This window comes from Paenibacillus wynnii, assembly GCF_030812855.1.
Lineage (GTDB): Bacteria > Bacillota > Bacilli > Paenibacillales > Paenibacillaceae > Paenibacillus_AQ > Paenibacillus_AQ wynnii_A.
Map to the genome: position 1 here is coordinate 36,330 of NZ_JAUSTK010000013.1, position 20,983 is coordinate 57,312.

Below are 20,983 nucleotides of genomic sequence, written 5' to 3' on the forward strand. Positions count from 1 at the left end.
AAATCATTTAGAAGGTGATTTTTTTCCCTTGAACCCAAACGTCGCATAGATTAAGCTCGGCGTCGAGAAGGAGGATATCTCCCTGCTTACCAGCTTCCAAAGACCCAATGATCCGTTCAAGGCCTAACGATACAGCAGGTGTAAGACTTGCCGCCCGAGATGCAGCTTCAAGGGATAAACCGACCTCTTGAACCAGGAAGCGGAAGCCCTTTATCATGGTAAGTGTGCTGCCAGCGAGGGATTCAGGTTGATCTTTAAGGGTAGCTATACCTTGTTGTACCAAAACAGGCAGATCGCCAATCTTGTACTCACCATCACTTAATCCTGCAGCCGACATCGCGTCTGTGATCAACAGCAGATTATCGCCCTTTAATTGGGCCAGTATAGAGACCACAGCAGGATGTACATGTATACCGTCTCCGATAATTTCCGCACGTATGCGATGATCACCCAGAACGGCTCCGACTGTGCCCGGTTTACGGTGGTGCAGTGCTGTCATTGCATTGAATGCATGCACTGCTTGATTTAACCCGGCCTCTGCTGCTGTAATGACCTCATCATAAGTGGCATCGGTATGTCCGAGTGCTGCTGTAATGCTGTGTCTGCGCAGCCATGAAATAGCGGTTAGTGCGCCTTCCCGTTCAGGAGCAAGAGTGACCTGACGAATGAGTCCTGGATAATGGGTCTCCCACTCTTCCAGCCATTCGATATTCGCTAGAACAATGTGCTCGGGATTTTGCGCTCCAGGCCACTTAGGGCTAATAAAAGGTCCTTCCAGATGGACTCCTGCCAACTGGGCATAAGGCATGTTTCGGGATCTATAGGCGTCAACCTCGGACAACACTTGATCAATTGCAGCTTTCGGAGCAGTCATAGTCGTAGCAAGCATGGTTGTAGTTCCTTGCGAACAATGAAATTTCGTAATGGAGTTCAGCGCCTCAGAGTCGCTATACATGAAATCATGACCGGCTCCGCCATGAACATGCACGTCTACAAAGCCGGGGATGAACAGCCCTTCTTTTTCAATAGTGAAAGGCCATGCTGCATAGACAGCGGGCAGCCATTCTGCTTCACCGACATAAAAAATTTGCTCTGCAGAAACTGCTATCACTCCACGCTCCAATATTCCGCCGGGAGTAAGCACTTTTCCGAATAAAAGCTCACCTTCAAGGGTATTTATTTCAACCATTTTCCTGCTCCTTCATCTAGCAACACAACAACATTGGGATGGCTTTGCAACAAGGATGCAGGACATTGAGTGGTAATAGGCCCCTCAATTGCATTTTTAACAGCCTCAGCTTTTTCCTCGCCACGAACGAGAAGAACAATTTGTTTAGCTTTTAGAATACTTGCAATACCCATGGTTACAGCCTGACGGGGTACTTCAGCAAGAGTAGGGAAGAATCGGGCATTCGCTTCGAGTGTTTCTTCTAGCAGATCCACCACATGTGTACCGCTGCTGAGACTGGCATCCGGCTCATTAAAACCTATATGACCATTACTACCTATTCCTAAAATCTGCAGATCGACAGGTCCGTGTTCCTCCAGCATTTTATCGTAGGCAAGACATTCAGCATCTAGATCTTCTGCATTTCCGTTAGGGACATGCGTCCGGCTGAGGTCGATATCAACGTGGTTAAACAGATGCTCGTTCATAAAACTACGGTAGCTTTGGGAATGTTCGACTGGTAATCCTACATACTCATCGAGGTTGTAAGAAGAAGCTTTGGAGAAGCTTACGAGGCCTTTGTTGTACATTTCAACCACGCGGGCATACACACCTACAGGCGAACTTCCGGTAGCTAGGCCAAGCACAGCCTTTGGGTTGCTTTGTAGTAGGCTCACAATTAAATTGGCACCGGTTTGTACGAAATCCTCGTCATTTTGAAATTTGAAAATATTCATTTCATTTGACCTCCTCGTTTATGGCGATACTGTTGGACATTCAGATAAGATTGCTCGAGCTTTGGAATGTAATCTTTAAAGCGGGTACTGACCATCCCAGTGAATAAAATATCAATAATGTGAAGCTGGGCTATACGTGAAGCCATATCTCCACGACGCATTCCCTGTTCAAGCGAAGATGAAAAGAGAGGGATATCGGCATTCGTGGCTAAAGTGCTGCTCCCATAGGAAGTAAGGGCAATTGTACTTGCTCCGCTAGCTCCAGCGCAGGAAAGGGCATCAATGGTTTCTGGAGTTTCTCCCGAATACGATATGGCAAAAGCTACATCCCCTTTAGACAACGTTGAGGCTGAGGTAATCTGCATATGTGAGTCGGAAAAAGCGGTGCAGTTCACACCGATACGAATCAGCTTTTGGTAAAAGTCCTGAGCTACAATCGATGAAGTCGCCATCCCATATAGGTCGATCCGTCTGGCTTTACATAACAAATCAACGACGCTTTCAAGTCTTTCTATATTCAGCAGTGACGTAGTGTCTCTTATTGAAGCCAGATGGTTCGACTGCATAGCCTCCACAATAACCGAGAGCGGATTGCCTGCCACAATATCTTGATAAGAAGAGCTGCCATCCTGCAGTCCATAATCACTTTGGGCAATTTCAGCAGCAAGCTTTACTTTAAAATCGGGAAATCCTTTGAAATGAAAAACTTTGCAGAATCGTGTTACTGTAGCCGGACTGGTACCGCATTGCTCTGCCAGCTCTCGTATTCCCATATGAATAACCTCACCGGGGGAGGCTAAAATGCGTTCCGCCAGCTTACGTTCCATATGTGAAAGCTTGGACATTTCATGGTCCAGCGCATTTAGGATCGGAGCCATAACTCACCTCATCTTGAAAATGAATGCGAAGAAAATAATAATACTGAAATTATTTTTATTATTATGAACCAAAACAAGAAAATTATTTTCATATTTAGAATAAAATAAAATCACTGTGGATGCAATAGTAAACTTACCCGGGATGACCAATATTTTGCGAAAACTTACCTGGGAGTTAATAAGATAGACAAATGGCTGCGTTAAAACCCGGTGATGATTTTCATACTGCTTCATCCGACTTCACTGTGCTTTAACTCGAATGATGCCGTAGCCCTAAATCCTGTACAATGTGCAGAATTTAGAGTGAACGGGACTGGATAAGGATGAAATCCTGCACATAGTGCAGGAATTTAGTGAGAATGGAGCTGGATACGTATGAAATCCTGCACATAGTGCAGGAATATAGAGAGAATGGGGCTGGAAACGGGTGAAATCCTGCATATAGTGCAGGAATATAGAGAGAATGGGGCTGGAAACGGGTGAAATCATGCAAATAGTGCAGGAATATAGAGTGAATGGGGCTGTATAAGGGTGAAATCCTGCATATAGTGCAGGAATATAGAGAGAATGGAGCTGAATACGGATGAAATCCTGCATATTGTGCAGAATTATAGAATTCCCCAGTTCAAGCTAAAAAAAGACAAGTATCCTAGGACGGGACACTTGCCTTAAATGATGGATTTACTTTTAATGAACTGTTTGTGATTTGCCGGAGGTTTTTCGACGCAGCAGCTCCCAGCCAATGAAAAGCAGCAGTAGCAGCTGAGGGAGCACAGTTTCCAGAGTAGGATACAACCCAAGCCAGCTTACTGAAGGCCAACCGTTCTGCACATGTGCCGGTAATTTACCAGCGACTTGCAGAGAGTGAAGGCTTTCACCCAGAAAACGAAATACTAAGTAGTAAATCAGAACTGTAGCCGTACGGAAGAATGCTGCAATCGGGAGCCGCGCACTAAGCGCAATAATGGCATAGCCCATAATGATAAGAACAAAAAGTGCGCCTGCAATGCCAAGCAGAAGCTGTGAGGTTTCAATAGAAGGGGCCATTCCGACGTAAAAAATTGTCGTCTCGGCTCCCTCGCGTAAAATAGCTAAGGCAGAGATAGAGAATAATGACCATAGACTGCCCTTGGCTAAAGCTCCATCGACCTTTCGTCCAACATAGCTGTTCCATGCGGCTGTATTCGACTTTTCATGCAGCCAGCGACCGATGGTCAGCATCATAACAACAGCAACTAGACCTGTAATCCCCTCAATCATTTCTCGTGCTCCACCGGAGGCCGCACGTGAGATGCTGTAGGTTAGAACAACGGCGAGTACGATACTTCCAATTAGACCGGAAGCCGCACCGGACCATACCCATTTTTGAGCATTGCGGCTATCGTTCCGCTTCAGATAAGCGAGGAGGGCAGCCAATACGAGGATAGCTTCCAATCCCTCACGCAGCAGAATAAGTGCGGCATCCCAAGCTGTATAGCTGGACTCCCCAGCCAGAGGTGTTAATTCTGAGAGCATATTATCTAGAGCAGCCAAGGCTTGATCCAGTTTCGGCGGATCAGATAATAGGTAACCGCTGACGGCTGCACTCTCGTTTTCGATATTGTTATAGACCGTAGGGGAAGCAATTTGAACCTGTCCTTCGGCAGAAGGCCAGGCGATAATGAATTGCCCCATAACCCCTGCTGCTGTCGCGCTGTCACCGTTAGCCGCATCGGAACGTGCATCCTTCAGGTAACGGATTAGTCCTTCTATTGAAGCGGATTCACCGACCGTCGTTGGGTTTGTTTGGTTGATTTTACCTGTGCTGTAGTCAGCAAGCAGTGTATATAGCGCCTCGGCTTCAGACTTCGCCGAATCCTCGCGGAGCGGCTCTGCCTGCAGCGCAATGCGCAACAGGCTCAGCTTCGTCTCCAGCTGGCCGTAGATGGCGGAATTGTCTTGGCGGATGGCGCTTTCGGCAGGCTTCCAGCCATCTACAATGGCGCTGTATGCCTCTTTTGCCGCCGCCCAATCGGCGCGAAGCACCGCATCCCGCGTGCGTTCCACCGCGGGCAGCAGCTGCGCCGCCGTTTCACGGCCGGCGGCACCGCCCTTGCCTTCGCCGCCCGTGCCGGAGGCGGCGCTGACGTACGCGTCCACGGCTCTGGCGAGCGTGGACAGCGCGGACTTGGCGGGCGCTGGCGTATCGCCGCCCGCCGCAAGCTTGGCCGCCGCGTCTGCGAGCGCGGCGTCAACGGCAGCAGCCGGACCGGCGAGTGCCGGGTCCGGAGTGCCAGCCTGCGCGGCGCGCCATAGCGCCGCGAACGTCTCTACATCCGCTGCTGCGGCGTCCCACTGGCCCTGGCCGGCTTCCACGAGCGCGCTGCCAAGAGGCGGCAGCAGCTCATCATGCCGGCCCGCTCCCTCCGCCGCAAGCACTGGCGCGCACAGCAGAAGCGCGCACAGAAAACCAAGCAGCACTGTAGCTTTCAGTGTACGAAATCTATTGTGTAGCATCCGGTAATCCTCCTTCAATAATAAGCATGTTACGGGTGTAGCCATTAACCCAGCAAAGATTGGCCGATATAACCGCCTTTTCGGGTCCCCGGGAAACAGGCAAAAACAGCGCTGCCCGTGTGGGTCATATACTCGTTCAGCTTATCGATTTTAGATAGGCGCTGTTGAATGGATACGAACTGCTTAACCAGATCGCGCTGGAAGCTTATAAAAAGAAGTCCGGCGTCCAACTGCCCGGTCTTAAGATTCATACCGCTTGAATAGGAGTAGGATCGACGCAGCATTTTAACAGTACCATCTCCATGTGCAAGTGCTGAATGAGAGTTTTCTGGGATAATAAGTTTCCCCGATGCGTCAGTTGCTTTCAAATCAAGATCATCGAACTCATCCTTGGCTCCGATCGGAGCACCGGTTTGGCGGTGCCGTCCGAAGGTCGCTTCCTGATCACTCAAGTTTGAACGGTCCCACACCTCGATACGAAGCATTACACGGCGTACAGCCATATAGGTGCCGCCATTCATCCAAGAAGGGCCATCCCCGCTATTATTCCATACCACTGTGTCCATCTCTTTACGATCAGTGACATCCGGATTTCCTGTCCCATCTTTGAAGCCAAGCAGGTTCCGTGGGGTTGCTCCCTTAGGGTCCGCTCCGCTTGAACGCTGGAAACCCTCCTGTGTCCAACGTAGAACAGCCGTCCCACGGGCAATCCTCGCCAGATTGCGAATAGCATGAAAGGCCACTTGCATATCATCGGCGCAGGCTTGCACACAGAGGTCTCCTCCACACCACTGAGGTTCGAGATTGTCTCCAGTGAATACCGGAAGGTCCTGGAATGAAGCAGGCCGCTGTGAGCCTAAACCTAATCTCCCGTCAAAAAAGGACGGGCCAACTCCGAAGGTAAGTGTACAGCGGGAAGGAGATAATCCATCTGCTTCACCTGTGTCAGTGGGCGGAAGATTGGGGTTGTCATTTACGTTTCCTATTAGTTGGCCAGATGTGAGGGAGGCTGCAGTAGTTGTCCACGCCTGGAAGAGCTTCTTAACATCCGAAAGGTTGGTGGTTGTTAAATCAAAGGCTGCAAAACATAAGAAATTTTGTGCAGGAGTAAGAATTCCTGCCTGATGCTCACCGAAGAATGGGATGGAATCGGCAAGCGCCGCAGAGGCTTGGACTGCACGGTTTGGTGCTGCTGCGCTTCTTGCAGCAATAATACTTCCAATACCGCCTCCCCCTAGCAGGAGACCTAGTCCACCAACACCAGTAAGCCGCAGCATATCGCGGCGGCTTACTTTTTTGCCTGTAAATCCAGTCGAAGAATCATTTTCTTTGCTATTTAGTTCAGGTGAACTTGGCCCTGGGTTTGACGGGTTTTTATCTTTCATGCCGATCACACTCCTAAAATAGTTCCCATATTGGATAAAGGCTCGGCCAATGCATCCAGGCTCTGGCTCAATTTGCGCACTTCTTCTTCTTTCAGCTCTTCATAGGAAACGTATCCTTCCCCAACTTTGAACGGTGCAAGTTCAGTCTTCAAAGCAGCAAATCTTTCACCGATTGTTTGCTCAAGTGTCGGATCAATTTTGGCCAGTTCGGGTTTAAGCAGCTCGTATATTTTTTCGGCACCTTCAACATTAGCAACAAAATCGTACAGATCTGTGTGGGAATAACGTTCCTCTTCACCTGTTACCTTGGAGGAGGATACTTCATTCAGCAGCTCCACAGCGCCGGTTACAAGTAGGTTCGCGTCAATATCTGCCGTTTCAACTTTCGCCCGAAGCAGCTGAGCATCCTTTAATAAAATGTCGGCTGTAGTTTCCATCCCTTTTGTTGTTTTTTCCACCCAAAGTGATTTCTCAATCCGGTGGAACCCCCGCCATTCGGTCGCATCTACATCATTCTCTCGGGCATCAATATTCGGATCCAGATCGCCCAAAGCCTCTGCAATCGGCTCGATTCGCTCATAATACATACGTGCTGGTGCGTAAAGGGCTTTGGCTTCCTCCAGTTTGCCTTCCTTTACAGCGTTGATGAAGTTCTCTGTTTCCTTTACAAATGCATCGCATTGTTCAATTACATAAGTCCGATACTTGTCGATCGCTGCTGTGAAATCAGCTGCAGCTTCTGTAGTTCCAGGGGCAGTTGTAGCAACCTGAGCATCAGCTGTAGTGTTACTGTCAGATGCAGTGTTGCCGTTATTCTCATTGCTGCCACAACCTGCAAATAGGATCGATGCCGCTAGCAAACCTACGGGAACAACATAACTAAATTTCAAAATAAACACCCCTTTTATATGTATGGTTGATAATGATTATCAATTAAACTGAATTTATCATAAATGCCTAGTCTTTTACTGTCAATAAAAAAATGTGATAATTCTCACATTCGTTATCAGAGGGACAGATATCCTCCAAGTAAGCTTCTTACATGGGGTAAATGCTTAATAAATAAGGAAACATACCAATGTTTAGTGAGAAAACAAATTGAGGTTTTGCTCCACACGCAGAAATTTATTTTAATTTTGAGATTTATGTTCGGATGAGGGTTGGAGAAATGAAGTGATGGGAGCAAGGAGTAGGAGTAGGAGTAGGAGTAGGAGCAAGGAGCAAGGAGCAAGGAGTAGGAAGTAAGGAGAGTACCTTTGGTAGTTAGTGTTTTAATTGCAGGATGTGCAGTTATTTGGCACGTAGGAGCCACCCTATGAGAAATAATTGCATTTTGTGCAACTAAAAACAGCTGAGAAGCCTATTTTGGCATATAAAGGGGTTTTTAGTTGCACTTTCTACAACTAAAACTCTGAAATTCGGCTAAAAGTCTATTTTAGTTGCATTTTCTACATCTAAAACTTATCGGGCGTGAGCCCATATCCCCACCTAACTCACCATCCCTCTAAAACTCACCATCTCCCAAACTCACCATCCCAACAAACTAATATTCCTGATCTTTACCCTATAGAGCGCTGTGAAATACGGCATTCTGGTATTGGTTTTTCGGTTTACTACTTTATACGTTTTTTGGTTTTTGATACCCGTCCTACAAGCTGAAGTAGAGGCTTAATGAAGTTTTATTTTCCTATACGAGAGGGATATTTTTTTCCGCCTTGCAGAAATGGAAATTAAAAGATTAACGCCAGCGGAGACAGCCAGTCTGTGGAATTCATATTTAACAAACTCAATGGTAGTCTGGGTTACCAAGTATTTCACCGGAAAAACACAAGATAAAGAACTACACGATATCCTTGAGTATGCAGAAGAGATTGCCACTATTGAAGTGGAAAAGTCAAAAGCTTTTTTAGAGAATGCTAACCATCCATTACCCCAAAAGTTCGATAATACGGATGTGGATGTAGAGGCACCGGCAATTTGTACCGATAACTTTACTTATCAAATTGGGATTGGTGCAAGCTGCACAAGTTGTTTATTCAATGGCTTTAAACACTTCGGTACGTAAAGATATCCGCTTGAATTATCAAGAATGTCAAAAAAATACAACGGAACTATTTATCAGACTATCAGATTTGTCAATAAAAAAGGGGCTGCACCTGGCTGAGCTCCATATCCCCATTCCCAATCATGTTGAGAAGGTAAGCAAACAAAGCTTCTTAGCAGGGTGGTTTGCAGATCGCCGGCCGATTAATGCGATTGAAATTGCCTTGCTGGAATATAACTTCAGATCCACTGAATTTCATAAAACGTTTTTAAAAAGCTTTGCTCAAATTACAAAAAATCCTGAGTTAAAAGAACATTTCGTTCGCGGTGATGAAATTTATCAAAAACATTTGGAGATTTTCCAATCTCCATTTTCGGAGAGACTGATGTTGTTTAAAATGTCTTTATTAGTTGCGTCTTCATCGGGTCAATATGGAGAAGACAGACTTCCAATGGCTAAAGAAAATCCGACAGTACCTTCCTCCATGTGATGCATTATGGATAAATCAGGTCGTTGTTGAATCAAAAATATATTAAAGGGATTACGTTTATTATTTTAGAAATCCTGGTGGATGTTCAGGCGAATTTTAACACAGTGATCATTTTGAGCTTTCACGGTCAAATCCATAAAGCTATAGAACAAACCAACTACCAATACTTGATGTTTTATCCCTGTCTTTATTTTTTTGCGATATGGGATGCCTTCAGAGATGCGGGAGGGGGGGGGAAACCTTTGCTTTTCTTCCTTTTGTAACCTGTGCTTATTTGGTAACGGTTGGATTGATTTATTCCAACACTCTTCGGATTTTTGGAGTATTGCTTGGTCCTGTATGGTTGCCTATGGCTTTTACAATTCCGGGGATATTAGTGGGTTTAATTGCCCGAAAAGCCCTGAATTATGGAATTAAAGTGACGCATTAATGAGGAGCATGCTGATAGCAGGCTCCTTGAGGTGTTTTTTTACACTGTGGAGCGCTCTATAATACGGTAATTGAGCTTTTGGTATACGGGCTCGGAGCTAACGTCCCCGTTAATCTGTCCAAGTATAATCCGAAAAGCAGCGGCACCCATCTCAAAGAGTTGATTATCTATAGTGGTCAGACCCAGCAGTCTGCCGATAGGCTGATTATCGAACCCGATGATCGCTAAATCCTCAGGAATACGGATGTTGTTCTTTCCAGCTTCTATAATGAGACCCGCAGCAACATGGTCCCCTGTAATAATGAGGGCATCAGGCCGTTCCTTCATGTTCAGCAGTCTGTGGAGTACAGCCGCTCCGTCATCTTCGGTCAAACAATCATATAACATCCATTCACTATGAACAGCAAGTCCTCTCTCTGTAAAAAAATCATTGTATGCAGATTGTCTGATAGAGCTGCTGCTGCCATTCCTTCTTCCCTCACAGTACCCTATATTGCGATAACCTTTATCTACCAAGTACTGCAAACCGTGACGGAACGCTGAGTAGTGTTCAATATACACAGAAGAGAAGCTGCGTTTACCGCTATCCTGGCAGGTTACGATAGGTCCATATTCGGTATATTCCTCAATCGTTGCGGGATCTAAGGCGGTGGATACGAGTACAACACCATCAATTTCCTTATTGCGGAGCATGTCCAGCACTTTGAGCTCCTCTTCAGGACGGTAGTCCGTTTGGCACAAAATAAGTCGGTACTCAGCCAGCAGCGCTTCTTTCGCCAGTCCGTCCATGATCACGGAAAAATAAAAAAAATTAATATGAGGCAGAATTACCGCGATTGCTTTGGTACGCCCAGTGATCAAGTGTACAGCATTCATATTACGGGAATAGTTCAATTGCTCTATCGTTTTGAGTACGGCGGCCCGTTTATCCGAGCTTACATAAGGATGATTGTTAAGTACACGAGAGACGGTAGTCACGGATACGCCGGACATTCGAGCGATTTCTTTAATGTTTGCCATCGGTGTGCAGCCTCCCGGTGAGGTGGTATCATTGTTCCTATTTTAACATATCGGCCCGATTCGGATTCCCTAATAAAAGACTTGCTATGGAATCCATTTCATACTTTACAATAGGTTTGTAACCTCTACCGGATAAAATCGGCGTGACCGAAAGGGCGTGACGAACCGGTAATATATTAATCCTCCGCACCGCCGCCGAAGGCGGTATTTTTGTATCCGCTATCGCCCATTTTAGCCCTTCCACAGCACCATTAACATCTCCCATACATAGTATGATTTGACTGTATCCCTTTACCTTGTTATACCAAACAAACCCGAGCAAGGAGGGGTGACACCATTGAAAGGGAACGAACATCACAGCAAATTTTTGTTGACACATCGTGAACGCGAAGTTTTCGAGCTTCTCGTGCAGGACAAAACGACACGCGATATCGCTGGTCTCTTATTTATCAGCGAAAAGACGGTTCGCAACCACATCTCCAATGTTATGCAAAAACTAAACGTTAAAGGCCGTTCGCAAGCGGTTGTCGAGCTGATCAAGCTTGGGGAGCTGAAAATATAGCTGCCGTGCCTTCGCAGGTGACGCGTTTAAGCCTTCTTTTACCTTTAGGGGTGAGGGGAGGTTTTTTGTTGTGAAGGTGAACATTAAGCGTATATTGGTCGATGCGTTAGGCATTCGATTGATTTCTATTGAAGAAGGCTTTGATTCATTTAAAGACAACGACGAGCTCAAGTTTCAGATTATATCAGCAGTGAACCAGAAGCTCAGCGAGCAGATTAGTCCTTCATCAAAAGTGGAATTAGGCCGTAATAAATGAAGTAAGCATGAAGTTGAAGCGAGTCATCAACGTTGAGTCTACAACTACTACAATCACAGCTAACAAAGTCATTCCAGAACAAGGAAGAACAAATCAATTTGGGGGAAATAATAATCACCTTGAAACTAAGTACATTCGCCTAACCAGTGCATATGATATTTTTATAAACTTTGAAGGGATTGAGAAAAATGTACTATGCTCCTTATAGGTATCAATATCCTTATTATGTTAATGTGCCAATGTATAACTATGGAAGACAGCCTGTGTACTGGACTTTTCCTAATCAAAATGTAACCCGATTTGATTCTTTTCGCTCTTCCAACGGTAATGAAAATATGTTGTTAACAGATTATGGACCAAAACCATTTGTGGTCAATATCAATGAAGCCACAAAGCAAAACAATACCTATCGTACTGCTTTATGGACAGGAGCACATTTACAAGTTACTTTAATGAGTCTCAATGTTGGAGAAGATATCGGTTTGGAAATGCATTCTGACGTTGATCAATTCTTACGTATTGAGCAAGGACAGGGAATTGTTCAAATGGGTGAGAGTAAAGAGAATCTAAACTTTCAAAAAGAAGTCTTTGACGATTCTGCAATACTGCTACCTGCTGGAACATGGCATAATTTAACCAATACAGGTAGAATCCCGCTTAAACTTTACTCAATATATGCTCCTCCTAACCATCCATTTGGTACTGTTCATGTTACCAAAGCAGATGCAATGGCTATGGAAGAAGGCTACGGTAATGGCAATGGAAAGGGTATTCTCCTGAAAGAGCATATGAAACAGTTGAAGAATGGGAACGTACAGGAGAATCCAAACTTCTTCAGCAAAGCAAAACCATGATGAAATAGAGTAAAAGTATATTCAAGAATAGAATCGATTCTTTAATCAACTAATAGGAACGTTAGTTCAAACAACAGCGGCGGTCAACGACTTTACTTTCTCGTCGATGGTTACCGTTTTATTAATATGGTCAGGATATCAGCTTTTTTGGAATCAACAATTAAGGTTACATGAACTTTTATTATTAATGTATTTCAAGCCACATCTCCTTGTGTTATGCAAAAACTAAACGTTAAAGGCCGTTCGCAAGCGGTTGTCGAGCTGATCAAGCTTGGGGAGCTGAAAATATAGCTGCCGTGCCTTCGCAGGTGACGCGTTTAAGCCTTCTTTTACCTTTAGAGGTGAGGGGAGGTTTTTTGTTTACCCACCAAACAACTGAGTAGTGATTTAGATCACAATCTATTTTTTATGACATGATAAATTAAAGCTATTAAGGTAATCCAGGAGGATCTGTAATGACAAGATACGAACAACATAGGCACTTTCTAAAATCTAATTTCCATGAATTTAAACATATAAAAACCGATAAGATCAAAGGACTTACACAACCGCCAATTGTTAAGCCTTTTGATTCGAAATCACTAATTATTGATTTGCCAAAGGTCAGCAAAGACGTTGTGTGTAAAGAAAACATTTTTGATTGTATAAATCAAAGAAGAAGTACAAGGTTTTATTCCGAGGAAACTTTAAGTCTGGATGAGTTATCCTATTTATTATGGGCTACCCAAGGGATTAGTGGTATGAATAAGAACGGACTTACGCTGCGAACTGTACCCTGCAGTGGGGCGACACACACATTTGAAACCTATTTAATTATTATGCGAGTAGAAGGCATTCAACAAGGGGTCTACAGATACCTTCCTGTCGAACATAAGCTCTTATTTATGTTTGAATTAGAAAAAATTGAACAGAAGGTTGATGCTATTACTTTAGATCAGCCATTTGTCCCTAACTTTGCAAAAAAAGCTTCTGTACTGTTTGCATGGAGTACAACACCATACCGCTCCGAATGGAAGTATGATATTTCAGCTCACAAAAAAATCCTCATCGATGTTGGACATGTATGCCAAAACCTTTATTTATCCAGTGAATCTATCGGTGCAGGTGCTTGCGCAATTGGAATCTATGATCAAAAGTTGATTGATGAGATTTTAGAATTAGACGGTGATGAAGAATTTGTTATCTATCTTGGTGCAGTAGGGAAGAAACGAGAATAGCTAATAAATTAACAACTTTACAATTTCGCAACCTATCGAATTCACGGGATTTTAGGGTTCGTGTGTCCTGTGGCTCACATTCGTCTAGAAGTCTTTCGTAGATTCTTGCAGCCGTAAGTCGTTTCCATCACTGGACAGGTGCGATCCTGCTGACGATTGTATTTCGGTATCTCAGCATCTTCTAGAGCATTTTGCGGACAGTCTGTCTAGCGATTTTTAATTGCTAATCAACTCGCGAATGGACCACCCATCGCCTTCTTTTACCTTATGGTGAAGGGAGTTTTTTGTTGTGGCAGTTCATGGGAAAGCTGATTTCGCAAATCGCTTATGATAAAATAAGAATATGTAGAATTATACAAAAGAGGCTCACAGATTGTAATAGATACTTTATGAAACGCTGATGGATAAAAGGGAGGGGATGTAATTGAAAGACCCAAAGATGTTGGAGAAAAAAGATAAACTGCTCGAGTTGTTGCAAGGCTTTTGCCGCGAGCATCTGGATGAAGAATATGAGCAGGTAGCTGTTAAAATGGTAGAGAAGTTAGGGCGCAAACGGACGGTTCCTTTTATGTCTGGGAAGCTGGAGGTCTGGGCAGCAGGTATCATTCATGCACTGGGCACGATTAATTTTCTTTTCGACAAATCTTCTCAGCCCTATGCATCAGTAAGTGACATTTGTGGATATTATGGTATTGCACAAAGCACAACCAGCCAGAAATCTAAAGTGATTCGCGATATGTTGAAACTTAGCCACTTCGACAGTGAATTTTTAACCAAGAGTATGCAAGAGAAAAATCCGTTCATAAATTTATTCTCTGTAAATGGATTTATTGTCCCGAGAGATTGATAGATTTCTGTGATAATAAAAGGTTCCTGAGAAGGATGCCAACAAGGAATTTTTCAGCACTGAACCTGGTAGCATTGTTTATCACACGTCCAATAAGGAGTGCATCATTCACGAAGGTAATGGATCAGATAGGAATTGATGCTCTAAGGATTGAAAATGTGGTAGTTGATGTGGGAATACTCCCCAAACATTAATAGATGACTCCAAAAGCATTGGAGCCCTTTGAGGTTAAACAACCTTGAGGGCTCCTTTTTAATTCCCAGTATTTAGAATAGTTGATATACTAGAGGAGGAAATGAGATGCAAATCCAGTTGAGTATGCGTGACGAGAGAACCATTGTCATAAAGCTTGAGAAAATTGGTGTAAATTTAAGTTCATAATTGAATTTCACTTCTTTAAAGTACGTAATAAATTTTTTGAAGAGATTTTTTGAAGTGATTGATTTAAGGAAGACGGATGGACTGATTTGAACTATAAAGTCGATGACTATGAAACCGAAGATATTAGGTTTTACTACAAGGAAATAGAAGTAATAACAGTAACAAGAATGTAGTAAGTTCGGGAAGTCCGGACCATCATATAACACCGTATTCACGCTGCGGGCCATACGGCCCTTCGTCTGCAGAGGCATTTCGAGAAGTGGAATCAGCAGACAACCCTGCACTGACTAAGTCCGTCGGACCCGGGGCTAGCGCCCCTTAAGCCAGTGAGGGTTCGTGAATACAACAACGTTATAAGAAATCAATGCAAATCAATTAAGTGAGGGTTGACAGAATGAAGATCGAATTAAAACCACTAACAGAAGCCGATTTTTCGCTAATCGTAGAATGGGTAAATGCTCACGACGAAGATTTTATCTATCAGTGGGCAGGAAATACTTATAGCTATCCATTAACAGTCAAACAAATAGAAGATCATTATAGTAAAGGGATCAATGCAATAGATGCCGGTGTTTTTATTTATAAGATCATTGATACTTCGACACAAGAAACTATTGGCTCAGTCCAGCTATGTAGGATGGATCTAATAAAAAGTGAAGCAGTTGTAGGTAGATTTTTAATTAAGTCAGAACAATATCGAGGTATAGGCATAGGAACCACAGTACTAAAAGAATTAGTTCGAATAGGATTTGAAGAATTCTCATTGAAAAGAATAAAACTAAATGTCTTTCATATCAATACGCAAGCGATTCGTTGCTATGAGAAAGTTGGCTTCATTAAAGGACAGATACATCAAAACGTATACCAATCATTAACCGGTGAGTCTTGGAATGGAATAGAAATGACCCTAGAAAAAGAATTGTGGGAGTAAATTCATAGAAGGCATTGACATCCTATAACAATGTGTTCACGTATTGGGGGACAAGCCCCCTCGGTCCCGGGAGATAAGTTGAAGAAGTGATTTCCGGGACACATCCGCACCACCTAACCGCATCGCGGCCGCTCACTACGTTCGCTTAAGGTGGTGGGACGTCGTGAACACGGAACCGTTATGTGAAACCTGAGCAAAAAATGGTAGACCACAAAAGAATAAAATATTAGTTACTTTATGGGGGAGAGAGCATATGATTATCAATCAAGGTATTGAATTTGGAGATAATATAGATGGAATTACATATAGAGATAGACCGGGAGTATATGCGGTCATTGAAAAAGAAAATAAAATAGCGGTGGTTAAGACAAAAGATCGTATTTTTTTACCTGGCGGAGGAATTGAAGGGGCAGAATCTTATCAAGAGTGCTTAAGAAGAGAGTGTTCTGAAGAACTTGGATGTGATATAGAAGTTGGTTATTATATAGGGAATGCTGCACAATATACTTTTTCATTCAAAGATAAGCAACCACTCAAGATTATCGGACACTTTTATTTCGTAACAATAACTGGTTTAAATAACTTAAAGATTGAAGATGATCATGAATTAGTGTGGCTATCTTCTGACAAAGCAATACAAAGTATGGATGTTGAGTTTCAAGCTTGGGCAATTAATGAGTATATAAAACTAAGATAAATGACAAAAAGATTAGATCAAGTCGTTGATCGAAGAGGGCTCAGGCATCAGATAACATCGCATTCAACGTTGCGGACCGGGAGAGGTGTTTCGGGGAAATGAATTCACCGGACACATTCAACCGGCAAAGTGGCAGAGCCACCCGGACCTAATATTTGGAATGGGATACAATTCCATTAAGAGCTTGAATAAGGAATACTGGAGGTTACCAAATGTCTAAATATATAAAAATTGAAGGGATAGTAGAAATTAATGATTATCAAGATAATGATTTGTTTATTGACGAATTTATAAAATTTGTAGAGAAACACAAGTGGTATTTTGGGGGCGGAAGTAAAGAAGTAGATGAAAATGGAGAAAATATATAATCATAGTTAGAGCCAAAATAAAGCTTGAATAATAGCTTGAAAAGGGCAAAGAAAAAGACTAAAAAGAAAATCGAAAAAATAATAAAGTACCATAAAGACGAATTGTAAGTATGACCAGGAAGCAGGAGGCATCGGATAACAACGTATTCACGCTGCGTCGCATACGCTCCTTGATTCGCTCGAAGCAGAGATGCGAGGAAGTAGAATCTGGTGAATAACCACTGCGAGGCTAAGTCTTCGACCCGGCGCTACGCGCCTTAAGCCTCTCGGGTTCGTGAATACAACAACGTTATCAGAAATCGTGTGAAAGACAAATTAATAAAATCCAAGGAGTTAGAAACATATGAAAATTGCATATCTTGGGCCAAAGGGAACATTTTCAGAAGAAGCGGCTACACAATATTTCAATGATGATGAAGTAGAATTCTATATGTACGATACAATTCCAGATGTAATTGAAGCAATTGGAGAATATAAAGTAGATAAAGCAATTGTTCCTCTAGAGAACACAATTGAAGGAACTATTAATATGACAATTGACTCTTTAATCTCCTTTGATAAATTGTTTATCGAAGGAGAGTTCATATTGCCAGTTTCCTTACATCTGCTTGCTAATAAGGGAACGAATCTTTCTGAAATTAAAGAAGTATGGTCAATTTCTCCAATACTAACTCAATGCAGGAAGTACATAAGAAAACGTAATATTAAGAGCTTACAGTATGATAGTTCGGCTTCTGCTGCTGCAACATTAAAAAATATCGGAAGAATTGATGTGGCAGCAATTGGTTCAAGGTCATTGGCAAATATATTGGACTTAAACATAATTGATTGGAATATCCAAGACAATGCTGACAATCAGACACGATTTATTATTATCAGTAATAATAAAAATACTGATACAGATTTAAAGAAGACTATGTTTGTAATAACTCCAGGTCAAGATCAACCAGGGATATTATCTTCAATATTGAATGTATTTACCGCTCTTGTAATAAATTTGTCATGGATTGAATCACGTCCAACGGCAAGGAAATTAGGAGTTTATAGATTTTTTCTAGAAGCAAATAACCACTGTAGCGAAATGACGATTAAAAAAGCAGTTACTATATTAGAAACTTTAGGGCATGAGGTTCGAATAATAGGGAGATATAATGCTTTTGAAAGTAACTCAATGAAGTCACACGACATCTGATAACAACATATCTACGCTGCGGGCTAACGCCCTTGGTCTGGCCGAGGGAATTCGGGGAAGTGATTCAGCCAAACAACCCAGTGAGGGTTCGTAGATACACCAACGTTATATGAAATTCATCCAAAACATTATAAATACGAGGTAAAGCCCATGAATAATTGGATTTCATTACAGGATGATGAATACAGAATAGTTTGGAATAATTTCTATAAACACTTTTCATTCAAACCAAGTATATATCCTAAGGATTGGCAGCATGAATCATTTTATTATTCTCCATATTTGCAAGACGTATCTCCAAGAATATCTTTTTATCCTGATGGTGATTATTATTTATTCTTAAAGACAGATTTTAGTTTTGGTTATTTAGGCCATCCTTGGGAACATAGCATTACAATATTTGGTGAAGAGCTAATACAACAATTTATTAAACATAAACCTAAGATTTTGGGTGGGATAATTCGAAGAGGTAGATGAACTTCATATAACATAATATTCGTGCATCGGGCCATTCGGCCCTCGGTCCGGCAGAAGGGTTTCGAAGAAGCAGAAGCAGCCGGACACATCCGACTTCGTCGGATGTCGTGAATACGGGAATGTTATACGAAACCACCTAAACAATTGGGACATACAAGATGAAAAATTTTAAGAGGTGAGTATATTGAATTCGAATTTATTAATTAGGGAATTTGTTAACGATGATTGCAAAACAATATCAAACATTATTAGAGATAATTTATTAAATGTAAACATCCGAGATTATCCAGAAAAGATAATAAATAATATGAGTAGAATATTCACGCCAGAATATATAGTTGATATCTCCAAGGTTAGAAAAGTATATGTTGTTGTTGAAGGTACGAAAATTATCGGTACTGCAAGTCTTGATAAAGATACTATATATACAGTCTTTATTGATATTAACCATCATAATAAGGGATTCGGACGAATCCTGATTAATTTTATTGAACGAATTGCTCTTGAGTCTGGGACTATATCACTTAAGCTTCCCAGCAGCATTACTGCACAAGGATTTTATGAGAAGCTTGGATATCATGCAATAGACTCGATAGAGTCTGAAGAGTTTGGTAGAGATATAATTATGATAAAGAATATTGTAAAGGAATAAGGTCTAGAAGAACTATTAAGTGATTTTTAAGGATTTTGAATGTAAATTCGATGAAGTAGGTGTCTTCGTATAACACGGTATTCACGCGTCGGGACCTGACGGTCCCTTGGTCTTCAGAGGCTTTTCAAGGAAGCGAAGACAGCAGACAACCCTGCACTGGCTAAGTCCGTTGGACCCCGGGCTAACGCCCCTTAAGCCAGTGAGGGGTTCGTGAATACAACAACGTTATATGAAAGTGCTGAAATTCTTGAAAGGAAATGATTTAATGACCAAATTTACTTGTCCATGTTGTGGATATAAAACACTAGATGAAGAACCACCCGGAACATATGACATTTGTAAGATTTGTTTTTGGGAAGATGATGGAGTTCAATTTGATGATCCTGATATGCAGGCGGGGCCAATGTAGTGTCATTAAGAGAGGGACAATCTAATTTTCTTAAATTTGGATCTTGTGAAGAGAGATGTAATAAATTTGTAAGAAAACCACATGAAAATGATGTATTTGAAGGGCCAAAGAAAATTTAATTCATCTATTCAAAGATTTTAAAAAGGGTTATAAAAGTGATTGAAAATTGACTTGTATGTATACCGAAGAAGTCAGCACTTTCATATAACACAGTATTCCCGCTGCGGGCCATTCGTCCCTTGGTCTGCAGAGGATTTTCGGGGAAGCGTGATCAGCAGACAACCCTGCACTGTCTAAGTCCGTCGGACCCGGGACTAACGCCCCTTAAGCCAGTAAGGGTTCGTGACTACAACAACGTTAAGCGAAATCATCCAAGGAGATTAAACATGAATAAAAACAAAAGAAAAACTATAATACTGGATACAAATATTATTATAAAAGATCCCAATAGTATTACACGTTGGACACCGATGGTAGATATAATAGTGCCCGATATAGTTGTCAGAGAACTTTTCTCATTATCTAATCATGGAAGAATATCTAAAAATCTTATTCATCTATGGGAAGAGTCAGGATACAAGCAGTTTATTAAAGAAGTTGAAATTGATAATTTAGTAATTGATAGAAGGAAAGTATCTTCTCCAAATACTTTGTCGCGAACTGATTTATTATTAGCTCAATACACTCAATCATTAAGCGGTAAGTCAGGTTCTGATGTTTATCTTGCTACAGAAGATAGAAAGTTAGAGGAATATTGCCAATCCATTGGTGTAAAAACTTTAAGGATCTCCGATTTTTCAAGAATAGTATCTGAGTATGTAACAACTGATCTTTCTGAAACAAACGAAAGTATTGGAAGTGAACAAAAAAAATTAATTAGATTCTGGGTTGTTTCTTTTTTAATTTTACTTATTTGTACAGGAATTACTCTTTATTTTCAGGACAAAATTATTAAATACATAATAAATAGTTTTCTTCCAATGCTACATAAGAACTATAAAGTTATAATTCCTTCTTCCTTACCAGTTATAGGCATTCTATTGTATTGGTTTAGATCTTTACAAAGAGGACTGTATGGTCTGGTTGAGACTGGTGTAGGAACAGTTGGAGCTATGTATATCTTTTCAATTAATGACAATCAGAATAACATCAATTCGTTAACTGTAATAAGTATTATTGGTAGTCTATATGTGATTGTAAGAGGTTTAGATAACTTTTATCAAGGGATAAAAGGATCCAAGCTAGAACCGTATGTAAGAAAGTTTTTAATGGAAAAACAAAAGAAATAACTTGTAAGAAGAATCACAATGACCTCGCTTAACAGCATATTCACGCATCGGGCATACGCCCTCGGTCCGGCAGAGGAATTTCAGGGAAGCAGGGGCTGCTGAACACACTTGGCATTCGCCAAGCGTCGTGAATACGGGAACGTTATAGGAAATAGCTGCAATTCTTATATAAACCTATATACAAAACCGATTAAGGAGAATTA

The 20,983-nt window shown here is 42.0% G+C and carries 20 protein-coding genes and 4 pseudogenes; 17 read left to right on the plus strand and 7 right to left on the minus strand.

The annotated features are described in order from the left end of the window. Positions 1-7 precede the first annotated feature (7 nt). The 6 genes from nagA to efeO form a co-directional block, all read right to left on the minus strand. Positions 8-1,189, minus strand: a complete 1,182-nt coding sequence (gene nagA, locus J2T20_RS14165) for an N-acetylglucosamine-6-phosphate deacetylase (RefSeq protein ID WP_307589359.1) — start codon at positions 1,187-1,189, stop codon at positions 8-10. Next, entirely contained in the window at positions 1,177-1,905 is a 729-nt protein-coding gene (nagB, locus tag J2T20_RS14170; protein ID WP_307589361.1) for a glucosamine-6-phosphate deaminase, read from the minus strand. Before nagB ends, nagA begins: the two co-directional genes overlap by 13 nt. Continuing rightward, a complete protein-coding gene (locus J2T20_RS14175; RefSeq protein WP_307589363.1) occupies positions 1,902-2,783 on the minus strand; it encodes a MurR/RpiR family transcriptional regulator in 882 nt (293 codons plus the stop codon). The genes nagB and J2T20_RS14175 overlap by 4 nt, the downstream gene beginning before the upstream one ends. Before the next feature lie 687 nt (positions 2,784-3,470). Next, a complete protein-coding gene (locus J2T20_RS14180) occupies positions 3,471-5,279 on the minus strand; it encodes an FTR1 family iron permease (protein ID WP_307589365.1) in 1,809 nt (602 codons plus the stop codon). Between the two features lie 44 nt (positions 5,280-5,323). Next, a complete protein-coding gene (gene efeB / locus J2T20_RS14185; RefSeq protein WP_307589366.1) occupies positions 5,324-6,664 on the minus strand; it encodes an iron uptake transporter deferrochelatase/peroxidase subunit in 1,341 nt (446 codons plus the stop codon). 5 nt (positions 6,665-6,669) lie between these two features. Next, positions 6,670-7,554: an iron uptake system protein EfeO gene (gene efeO, locus J2T20_RS14190; RefSeq protein WP_307589367.1), complete on the minus strand. Its 885-nt coding sequence runs from the start codon at positions 7,552-7,554 to the stop codon at positions 6,670-6,672. Between the two features lie 833 nt (positions 7,555-8,387). Here efeO and J2T20_RS14195 point away from each other — a divergent pair. The 3 genes and pseudogenes from J2T20_RS14195 to J2T20_RS14205 all read left to right on the plus strand — a co-directional run bounded on the left by J2T20_RS14195 (position 8,388) and on the right by J2T20_RS14205 (position 9,628). Then, positions 8,388-8,729 carry a DUF3231 family protein gene (locus J2T20_RS14195; RefSeq protein WP_307589370.1) on the plus strand — a complete coding sequence of 114 codons (342 nt, stop codon included), beginning with the start codon at positions 8,388-8,390 and terminating at the stop codon, positions 8,727-8,729. Beyond that, positions 8,704-9,198, plus strand: a complete 495-nt coding sequence (locus J2T20_RS14200) for a hypothetical protein (protein WP_307589371.1) — start codon at positions 8,704-8,706, stop codon at positions 9,196-9,198. The genes J2T20_RS14195 and J2T20_RS14200 overlap by 26 nt, the downstream gene beginning before the upstream one ends. Before the next feature lie 14 nt (positions 9,199-9,212). Continuing rightward, positions 9,213-9,628: pseudogene (locus J2T20_RS14205) on the plus strand (hypothetical protein). A 39-nt stretch (positions 9,629-9,667) separates the two neighbouring features. Here the strand turns inward: J2T20_RS14205 and J2T20_RS14210 are convergent. Then, on the minus strand, positions 9,668-10,648 hold the full coding sequence (locus tag J2T20_RS14210) for a LacI family DNA-binding transcriptional regulator (protein ID WP_307589373.1): 981 nt from the start codon (positions 10,646-10,648) through the stop codon (positions 9,668-9,670). A gap of 337 nt (positions 10,649-10,985) precedes the next feature. On the opposite strand from J2T20_RS14210, the gene J2T20_RS14215 reads away from it, so the two are divergent. The 14 genes and pseudogenes from J2T20_RS14215 (at position 10,986) to J2T20_RS14280 (ending at position 20,780) form a co-directional block, all read left to right on the plus strand. Then, positions 10,986-11,210: a helix-turn-helix domain-containing protein gene (locus tag J2T20_RS14215; RefSeq protein ID WP_019908812.1), complete on the plus strand. Its 225-nt coding sequence runs from the start codon at positions 10,986-10,988 to the stop codon at positions 11,208-11,210. A gap of 70 nt (positions 11,211-11,280) precedes the next feature. Beyond that, entirely contained in the window at positions 11,281-11,466 is a 186-nt protein-coding gene (locus J2T20_RS14220) for a hypothetical protein (RefSeq protein ID WP_307589395.1), read from the plus strand. 188 nt (positions 11,467-11,654) lie between these two features. Further along, positions 11,655-12,227 (plus strand): annotated as a pseudogene (locus tag J2T20_RS14225) (cupin domain-containing protein); the annotation flags it as partial. Positions 12,228-12,533: 306 nt separating this feature from the next. Continuing rightward, a pseudogene (locus J2T20_RS14230) lies at positions 12,534-12,611 on the plus strand (helix-turn-helix domain-containing protein); the annotation flags it as partial. 164 nt (positions 12,612-12,775) lie between these two features. Beyond that, positions 12,776-13,537 (plus strand): SagB/ThcOx family dehydrogenase, encoded by a 762-nt coding sequence (locus tag J2T20_RS14235; RefSeq protein ID WP_307589397.1) that lies wholly within the window; start codon positions 12,776-12,778, stop codon positions 13,535-13,537. A gap of 424 nt (positions 13,538-13,961) precedes the next feature. Then, the gene (locus J2T20_RS14240; RefSeq protein WP_307589399.1) at positions 13,962-14,384 is read left to right on the plus strand and encodes a DUF6398 domain-containing protein; all 423 of its coding nucleotides are present in this window, start codon (positions 13,962-13,964) and stop codon (positions 14,382-14,384) included. A 775-nt stretch (positions 14,385-15,159) separates the two neighbouring features. After that, positions 15,160-15,696, plus strand: coding sequence for a GNAT family N-acetyltransferase (locus tag J2T20_RS14245; RefSeq protein WP_307589401.1), 537 nt, complete (start codon positions 15,160-15,162; stop codon positions 15,694-15,696). A 253-nt stretch (positions 15,697-15,949) separates the two neighbouring features. Then, on the plus strand, positions 15,950-16,393 hold the full coding sequence (locus J2T20_RS14250; protein ID WP_307589402.1) for an NUDIX domain-containing protein: 444 nt from the start codon (positions 15,950-15,952) through the stop codon (positions 16,391-16,393). A gap of 212 nt (positions 16,394-16,605) precedes the next feature. Then, positions 16,606-16,761 (plus strand): hypothetical protein, encoded by a 156-nt coding sequence (locus J2T20_RS14255; protein ID WP_307589404.1) that lies wholly within the window; start codon positions 16,606-16,608, stop codon positions 16,759-16,761. 343 nt (positions 16,762-17,104) lie between these two features. Further along, on the plus strand, positions 17,105-17,953 hold the full coding sequence (gene pheA, locus J2T20_RS14260; RefSeq protein WP_307589406.1) for a prephenate dehydratase: 849 nt from the start codon (positions 17,105-17,107) through the stop codon (positions 17,951-17,953). A gap of 150 nt (positions 17,954-18,103) precedes the next feature. Beyond that, entirely contained in the window at positions 18,104-18,430 is a 327-nt protein-coding gene (locus J2T20_RS14265; RefSeq protein WP_307589408.1) for a DUF2716 domain-containing protein, read from the plus strand. 184 nt (positions 18,431-18,614) lie between these two features. After that, positions 18,615-19,082, plus strand: a complete 468-nt coding sequence (locus tag J2T20_RS14270; RefSeq protein WP_307589410.1) for a GNAT family N-acetyltransferase — start codon at positions 18,615-18,617, stop codon at positions 19,080-19,082. A gap of 265 nt (positions 19,083-19,347) precedes the next feature. Next, positions 19,348-19,610, plus strand: a pseudogene (locus tag J2T20_RS14275) (CPCC family cysteine-rich protein). Between the two features lie 267 nt (positions 19,611-19,877). Further along, positions 19,878-20,780 (plus strand): PIN domain-containing protein, encoded by a 903-nt coding sequence (locus J2T20_RS14280; RefSeq protein WP_307589412.1) that lies wholly within the window; start codon positions 19,878-19,880, stop codon positions 20,778-20,780. Positions 20,781-20,983: the final 203 nt, after the last annotated feature.

Coding starts and splice junctions, on each gene's coding strand:
- nagA (WP_307589359.1), bottom strand. CDS start 1,189: ATGGTTGAAATAAATACCCTTGAAGGTGAGCTTTTATTCGGAAAAGTG.
- nagB (WP_307589361.1), bottom strand. CDS start 1,905: ATGAATATTTTCAAATTTCAAAATGACGAGGATTTCGTACAAACCGGT.
- J2T20_RS14175 (WP_307589363.1), bottom strand. CDS start 2,783: ATGGCTCCGATCCTAAATGCGCTGGACCATGAAATGTCCAAGCTTTCA.
- J2T20_RS14180 (WP_307589365.1), bottom strand. CDS start 5,279: ATGCTACACAATAGATTTCGTACACTGAAAGCTACAGTGCTGCTTGGT.
- efeB (WP_307589366.1), bottom strand. CDS start 6,664: ATGAAAGATAAAAACCCGTCAAACCCAGGGCCAAGTTCACCTGAACTA.
- J2T20_RS14195 (WP_307589370.1), top strand. CDS start 8,388: ATGGAAATTAAAAGATTAACGCCAGCGGAGACAGCCAGTCTGTGGAAT.
- J2T20_RS14200 (WP_307589371.1), top strand. CDS start 8,704: ATGGCTTTAAACACTTCGGTACGTAAAGATATCCGCTTGAATTATCAA.
- J2T20_RS14210 (WP_307589373.1), bottom strand. CDS start 10,648: ATGGCAAACATTAAAGAAATCGCTCGAATGTCCGGCGTATCCGTGACT.
- J2T20_RS14235 (WP_307589397.1), top strand. CDS start 12,776: ATGACAAGATACGAACAACATAGGCACTTTCTAAAATCTAATTTCCAT.
- J2T20_RS14245 (WP_307589401.1), top strand. CDS start 15,160: ATGAAGATCGAATTAAAACCACTAACAGAAGCCGATTTTTCGCTAATC.
- J2T20_RS14250 (WP_307589402.1), top strand. CDS start 15,950: ATGATTATCAATCAAGGTATTGAATTTGGAGATAATATAGATGGAATT.
- J2T20_RS14255 (WP_307589404.1), top strand. CDS start 16,606: ATGTCTAAATATATAAAAATTGAAGGGATAGTAGAAATTAATGATTAT.
- pheA (WP_307589406.1), top strand. CDS start 17,105: ATGAAAATTGCATATCTTGGGCCAAAGGGAACATTTTCAGAAGAAGCG.
- J2T20_RS14265 (WP_307589408.1), top strand. CDS start 18,104: ATGAATAATTGGATTTCATTACAGGATGATGAATACAGAATAGTTTGG.
- J2T20_RS14280 (WP_307589412.1), top strand. CDS start 19,878: ATGAATAAAAACAAAAGAAAAACTATAATACTGGATACAAATATTATT.